The organism is Mesorhizobium sp. M7A.F.Ca.CA.004.06.1.1 (assembly GCF_003999135.1).
In the GTDB taxonomy this organism is placed as follows: domain Bacteria; phylum Pseudomonadota; class Alphaproteobacteria; order Rhizobiales; family Rhizobiaceae; genus Mesorhizobium.
Window position 1 is genome coordinate 1 of sequence record NZ_RZPQ01000334.1, and the last position, 6,151, is coordinate 6,151.

The window sequence follows — 6,151 nt, forward strand, 5'->3', positions numbered from 1 at the left end:
ACACCGTAGATCTTGTGCACATGAGTTCTGCCGCTGCCGAACGGTGGCCGGCGCTTTCAGCAATGCTGCAAAGCATCGCACCCTATCGGAAGATGTTTTCGCATGCGATCGATGCGCATCCTCATTTGGACTTCCATCCAGCACTTGTAGCCCAATTTCAGAACGTGAGGCGAGACACCTTTCTGAACCATGTCAGCGGTGTGCCCTTTGGCGGCCATCAATATCCGTTACCTGAGGATGCGTCCTTGGTTCAAAGCTTGGGACTGGACCATAAACCCTACATTACCGTCCATAATTCCTTCAGCGAGGAGTCGGGTCGCCCTCGAGCTACGCGAGATTATCCGTTCTTGGATGATGTCGTGAAAGAGGTGAAGGCGCAGTTGCCGGATCTTCCGGTTGTCCAAGTCGGCGTGGTAGGAGGCACCCTCAGTTCGGCCGACTACAACCTTTCTTCCAAGACAACACAGCCGCAAATCACCTCCGTTCTTGCGAACTCGTCCATGCATTTCGACATGGAGGGAGGGCTTGTTCATATCGCAAGCTGTGTAGGGACGCCGTGTTGTGTCGTTTTCGGTCCAACGCCGATCGGCTATTACGCCTACCCGAACAATATCAATATTGCCCCGCGTGTCTGCGGCGGTTGTTTGTCCATTACATTGGATTGGCAAAAGACCTGCCTTCTAGGCGCTGCGGAACCGCCTTGCATGTTCACGCAACCACCCAAGGCGGTGGCGCATGCGGCGTTACCGCATCTGCGAGTTTTGTTGAGCGAAAAGCGCCGATCAGCCTGAAGGGGCACTTGCAGGCGAACAAGGGCCGGCAAGCGTTAGCATGGGAAACAGCAGACCACGATACACCAAAAGGCCAACCGGGAACGCAACGCCGGCGCTGCCGCGCACAAGCGGATCCCAAAACAAACACAGGCTAAATTGTCCCACCCGAAGCTCGAAGAGTGAAGGATGGTGCCCCTAGCCGGAATCGAACCAGCACTCCTTGCGGAACTCGATTTTGAGTCGAGCGCGTCTACCAATTCCGCCATAGGGGCTCAGGCCGGGCGGCCTGGATGGCGCGGGACTATACGGTTGGAGGGCTGTTCGTCAACTGGCCAATTCTCCGGCGCCCTCAAGATGCGACCAAACTGCGCCTTTCGATTTCGTGAGGGGGCTGCCATTGTGCAGCGCGGAAAATCTTTCTAGACAGGCGGCGCATCAAAGCGCGGCACGTCTGCGGGGACGGATGGCGTGCTCTGGGTCTTTGTTGCGTGCATGCCGTTAACCCCAACCTGCCTGCGCAATGGAACGACACGCATTAGGAGTGCCGATGCTTCGCGGACTTTACGACTGGACCTTGTCGCTGGCGGCCCGCAAATCCGCCGAATGGTGGCTGGCCTTCATCGCCTTCGTCGAAAGCTCGGTGTTCCTGGTGCCGGCCGACGTGCTCTATCTGCCGATGGCGCTGTCGCGGCCGGATCGCGCCTACCGCTATGCGCTGATCGCCACCGTCGCCTCGGTGCTGGGCGGCATCGCCGGCTGGTTCATCGGCCACTACGCCTATGACGCGGTGGCGAGGCCGATCCTCGAATTCTACGGCAAGTACGACGAGTTCGAAGCGCTGCGCGCAGGGGCAGGCATCGGCTTCATCGTCCTGATGCTGATCACGTCGGGCGCTGCCCACCTGCCGCCGATCAAGGTGGTGACGATCCTGTCCGGCGTCATCGGCGTCAATTTGCTGTTGTTCGTGGTGCTGGCGATCGTAGCCCGCGGTGGCCGTTTCCTGCTGCTCGCCTGGCTGCTGCGCCATTATGGCGAACCGATCCGCGAATTCATCGAAAAGCGCCTCGGCCTCATCGCCGGCGCCGGCGCGGCTGCCCTGATTTTGCTCTATATCCTGGTCAAATACGCGTTCTGAACAGAACCATTGCGAGCCGGACGGACTGATTGAAATGACAGCGACCATGAATGCCGACACCGGACGCCAGCGCACGCTGACCGCCTTGTTCCTCGCCGTCGCCATGGCCGCCACCGTTGGCTCGGCGCTCGGCTTCCAGTATCTCGGCGGCTATATCCCCTGCCACCTCTGCCTCGAACAGCGCACGCCCTACTATGTCGGCGTGCCGCTGATGGTGCTGGCGGTGATTGCGTCGATGCTGCACGCACCCAGTTGGCTGACGCGCGGCCTGCTGGCCGTCGGCGGCATCCTGATGCTCTACGGCCTCTATCTCGGCGTCTACCACTCCGGCGTCGAATGGCAGTGGTGGGCCGGCCCGACCGATTGTACCGCAGGCGCCGGGCCGGTCGACACCGGCGGCAAGGGCGTGCTCGACGCGCTCGACAAATTCGTGCCGCCGTCCTGCGACAAAGCCGCCTTGCGCATCCTTGGCCTGTCCCTGGCCGGCTGGAACGCCATCGCCAGCCTGATCCTCGCCGCCGTCGCCTTCCGCGGCGCCCTCACCCGCGACTGATTGAGCAGCGCGACGCAGGGTTCGCGCAAAAATTCGTCGGGCTGACTCGGGTGGCGCGGCTTCGACGTCCGAGCCAGGTCGACCCCCACTCCGTCTCGGCGTCGCCGAGCCACCTCTCCCCCGATCGACGGGGTAGAGGAAGGGGCGCGAACCTGTTGTAGCCAGCGCTCCTCCGAGAGAGGCTCCCTTCCTCTCCCTCCGGAGGGGGGAGAGGTGGCGCTGCGAAGCAGCGACGGAGTGGGGGAAGCCGGTCCTTAAGCGCGAAGCCGCTGATAAGTGAGCACGACCGAACTGGTCCGATACCGGGGAGTGTCGGATATCATGGTCTGGTAGGCGGAAGCGCAGACAATTGCTCCAGACGGCCAGCCTCCCGAATTCTCGAACGATCTCAGGGTTCGAGTTCGACATCCCAGTACAGATAATCCATCCAGCTCTCATGCAGATGGTTGGGCGGGAACAGGCGGCCATTGTTGTGCAGATCGTGCACCGTCGGCTGGAAAGGCTTCTGCAGCGGCCACATCTTGGCATGCGCGGGCATCATGCCGCCCTTCCTCAAATTGCAGGGCGAGCAGGCGGCAACGACATTCTCCCATGTCGTCGCGCCGCCGCGATGGCGGGGGATGACGTGATCGAAGGTCAGATCCTCAGGCGTGCCGCAATACTGGCACTGGAAGCGATCGCGCAGGAAGACGTTGAAGCGGGTGAAGGCCGGGTGCCTGGAGGGCTTCACATAGGCCTTCAGGCTGACCACGCTCGGCAGCTTCATCGAGAAGGTCGGCGAGGAGACGGCGTGCTCGTATTCGGCGACGATGTTCACCCGGTCGAGGAACACCGCCTTGATGGCATCCTGCCACGACCAGAGCGACAAGGGGTAATAGCTGAGCGGACGGTAATGCGCATTCAGCACCAGTGCTGGAAGCCCATCCGGAGATACGGCAACCGTCACGTGTTCACCTCCTTGGTTCTAGACCCGAACGGCGCGGATACTGTAAGCCCGACATGACAGGGATGTGAAGCGGATTGTCGCGTCGCCTAAGCGCCAAAAATGCATGATTTTTATGATTTTTTGCGGATTCAGGCCGGCGGCGCGGCGTCCCGCCCTCTGGTTTCGCGATAATAGGACCAGAAAAGCCGTGATGCGACACCTCGCCACGGGCTCCATGATTCGGCCAATGCGATCAGGGTTTTCTCCGGCGGACGCGGCTCGATGCCGAGCGCGTGGCCGACCGCGCTCTGCAGCGCGACGTCGCGCGCGGGGAAGATGTCGGGATGCCCGGCGGCGAATAAGAGATACACTTCCGCTGTCCACGGACCGATGCCGGACACCGCCGTCATCGTCGTGATCGCCTCCTCGGCATCGAGCGAACAGAGGTGATGAAGGTCGAGGCCGTCGACCACGGCCTGGGCAACAGCGATCAGGCCGCGCTGTTTGGGCCGCGACAGGCCGGCTTCGCGAAACATGTCCTCGCCGGCGGCCAGGATCGCCTGCGGCGTCAGCGGATCGACGAGCTTGGTCAGCCGGCCGAAGATGGCATCGGCACTGGCGCGGGACACTTGCTGCGAGACGACGATCGACGCCAGGCTTCGAAACCCCGGCTCGGACAGCCGCAGCGGCACCTCGCCGGCCATGCCGCGCACCTTTTCCAGGCGCGGGTCGATCACGCAAAGCGCGTCGAGCCCCCGGGCAATGTCGTCTGATGTCACGATACGGCGCATGCTTTCTTGTTCCTCGACCGTCGACAGGGTAGCAATTGGCGAAGCGCCGCAAAACATGATTGCCGCCTGAGAGATGACACTCCTGACATTCCGCTTCGCGCCCAGCCCCAACGGCGACCTGCATCTCGGCCACGCCTATTCGGCGCTGCTCAACCAGAAGCTGGCGGCACGGGCGCACGGACGCCTGCTGCTGCGCATCGAGGATATCGACACGACGCGCTGCACGCCGCAATTCGAGGCCGGCGTACTTGCCGACCTGAAATGGCTGGGGCTTGGCTGGGAAGAGCCGGTGCGCCGCCAGTCCGAGCATTTCGCCGAATACCAGGCGGTGCTCGAGCGGTTGATCGCGGAGGAACTCGTCTACCCCGCCTTCATGAGCCGTGGCGAGATCCGCGCCTTCATCACCGACAGCGAAAAGCGTGGGCGCGACTGGCCGCGCGATCCCGATGGCGTGCCGCTCTACCCCGCCGCGGACAAGGCGCTGCCGCTGAAGGAACGTCAGCGGCGGATAGTCGAGAATGCGCCCTTCGCCTGGCGTCTGGATGTCGAGGCCGCCATGGCGCGTGTCGGCAAGGACCTGTCCTGGACGGAGTATTCCGACGAGACGCTTTCCGCGACGCGCTCCGTGGAAGCCCGCCCGCAGGACTGGGGCGACGTGATCTTGGCGCGCCGTGACATCCCGACCAGTTACCACCTCGCCGTCGTCATGGACGATGCGCTGCAAGGCGTCAGCCACGTCGTACGCGGCCAGGATCTGTTTTCCGCCACCGGCGTGCAGCGCCTGCTGCAGCGACTCCTGGGGCTGCCGCAACCGGCCTATTTCCATCATCGCCTCATCCTCGGACCCGACGGCCGAAAGCTGTCGAAGAGCCTCCGTGACACCGGTCTTGCCGCGCTGCGCCATGCCGGCGCATCACCTGATGACATCAGACGGACGGTCGGGCTTTGACCAGGCGAGATCACCTGCCAAATGCGCCGGCCGTTGAATTTCAGTGATGTATGGATCAATGGTTTCGCTTTGCGCGTCGGGTTGAAGCGCATTAGAGCAGCGCCACGGTCAACTCTCCCCAGTACGGCGGCCTCCGGAACATGCACAGCATCAAGCGGTTCATCCCCGCCACCTTCGTCGTCTTGTGGGCCACCGGCTTCATCGGTGCGCGCTACGCCATGCCGTGGGCGGAACCGTTCACCTTCCTCGCCGCGCGTTTCGTCCTCGCTGCTATCCTGCTGGCCGTCCTGATGCTTGTGCTTGGCTCGAAAAGAGCCACCCGCCAGGAGGCGCTGCATGCCACCGGCGCCGGCATCCTGATGCATGGCGTCTATCTCGGCGCCGTCCTCTGGGCCATCCACAGGGGCATGCCGGCCGGCTTTTCAGCCCTCATCGTCGGCCTGCAGCCACTGATCACGGCGGTGCTTGCCGGTAAGTTTCTCGGCGAGGCGATCCTGCCGCGCCACTGGCTTGGCCTTGGCATCGGCCTCATCGGTATCGTCATCGTGCTGTGGCCGAAGCTCGGCGCGCTGGGCGGCGGCGTGACCGCGGCGACATTGACCGCCTCACTGGTCTCGGTGCTCGGCATGAGCGCCGGCACCATCTGGCAGAAGCGCTTCGCCTCCGGCGGCGACCTCGTCGCGGCGACCATGTGGCAATATGTCGGCGGTGGTTCGCTGATGCTCCTTGCCTCGCTCGCTTTCGAAACCCACACCGTCGTCATCAATGGCGAGCTGATCTTCGCCATGGCCTGGCTGGTGCTGGTGCTGTCGCTCGGCGCCATTTTCCTGCTGATGGTGATGATCCGCGACGGCGAGATGTCGAAGGTGGCGTCGCTGTTCTACCTGGTGCCGGCGGTGACGGCGGTCATCGCATGGGCCCTGTTCGACGAGCAGCTCAACGCCCTGCAGATCGTGGGCATGGCGATCACCACATTCGGCGTTTGCCTGGCAACGGCGCGGCAGACGAAGGGAAGAACTGTGGAA

The 6,151-nt window shown here is 63.0% G+C and carries 7 protein-coding genes and 1 tRNA gene; 5 read left to right on the top strand and 3 right to left on the bottom strand.

The window, feature by feature from the left end:
- Positions 1 to 791, top strand: a 791-nt coding sequence (locus EN906_RS19505) for a hypothetical protein (protein WP_206529129.1), incomplete at its 5' end; no start/stop codon positions are given.
- A 169-nt stretch (positions 792 to 960) separates the two neighbouring features.
- Here the strand turns inward: EN906_RS19505 and EN906_RS19510 are convergent.
- A tRNA-Leu gene (locus tag EN906_RS19510) sits at positions 961 to 1,045 on the bottom strand.
- A gap of 275 nt (positions 1,046 to 1,320) precedes the next feature.
- On the opposite strand from EN906_RS19510, the gene EN906_RS19515 reads away from it, so the two are divergent.
- Positions 1,321 to 1,908: a YqaA family protein gene (locus tag EN906_RS19515; protein WP_127268790.1), complete on the top strand. Its 588-nt coding sequence runs from the start codon at positions 1,321 to 1,323 to the stop codon at positions 1,906 to 1,908.
- Positions 1,909 to 1,942: 34 nt separating this feature from the next.
- On the top strand, positions 1,943 to 2,461 hold the full coding sequence (locus tag EN906_RS19520; protein ID WP_127268791.1) for a disulfide bond formation protein B: 519 nt from the start codon (positions 1,943 to 1,945) through the stop codon (positions 2,459 to 2,461).
- Between the two features lie 388 nt (positions 2,462 to 2,849).
- Here the strand turns inward: EN906_RS19520 and EN906_RS19525 are convergent, their stop codons facing one another.
- Entirely contained in the window at positions 2,850 to 3,407 is a 558-nt protein-coding gene (locus EN906_RS19525) for an HNH endonuclease (protein ID WP_127375316.1), read from the bottom strand.
- Between the two features lie 128 nt (positions 3,408 to 3,535).
- Positions 3,536 to 4,177 carry a DNA-3-methyladenine glycosylase gene (locus tag EN906_RS19530; protein ID WP_127268792.1) on the bottom strand — a complete coding sequence of 214 codons (642 nt, stop codon included), beginning with the start codon at positions 4,175 to 4,177 and terminating at the stop codon, positions 3,536 to 3,538.
- A gap of 73 nt (positions 4,178 to 4,250) precedes the next feature.
- Here EN906_RS19530 and gluQRS point away from each other — a divergent pair, with 73 nt between their 5' ends.
- Together gluQRS and EN906_RS19540 are read left to right on the top strand one after the other, a co-directional pair.
- On the top strand, positions 4,251 to 5,126 hold the full coding sequence (gene gluQRS / locus EN906_RS19535; protein ID WP_127268793.1) for a tRNA glutamyl-Q(34) synthetase GluQRS: 876 nt from the start codon (positions 4,251 to 4,253) through the stop codon (positions 5,124 to 5,126).
- A 140-nt stretch (positions 5,127 to 5,266) separates the two neighbouring features.
- Positions 5,267 to 6,151: DMT family transporter (locus EN906_RS19540; protein WP_164777244.1), on the top strand; the 885-nt coding region annotated here is incomplete at its 3' end.

Bases quoted from the DNA above. Each gene is read 5' to 3' on its own strand.
- EN906_RS19515 (WP_127268790.1), top strand. From the start codon at position 1,321: ATGCTTCGCGGACTTTACGACTGGACCTTGTCGCTGGCGGCCCGCAAA.
- gluQRS (WP_127268793.1), top strand. From the start codon at position 4,251: ATGACACTCCTGACATTCCGCTTCGCGCCCAGCCCCAACGGCGACCTG.
- EN906_RS19530 (WP_127268792.1), bottom strand. From the start codon at position 4,177: ATGCGCCGTATCGTGACATCAGACGACATTGCCCGGGGGCTCGACGCG.
- EN906_RS19520 (WP_127268791.1), top strand. From the start codon at position 1,943: ATGACAGCGACCATGAATGCCGACACCGGACGCCAGCGCACGCTGACC.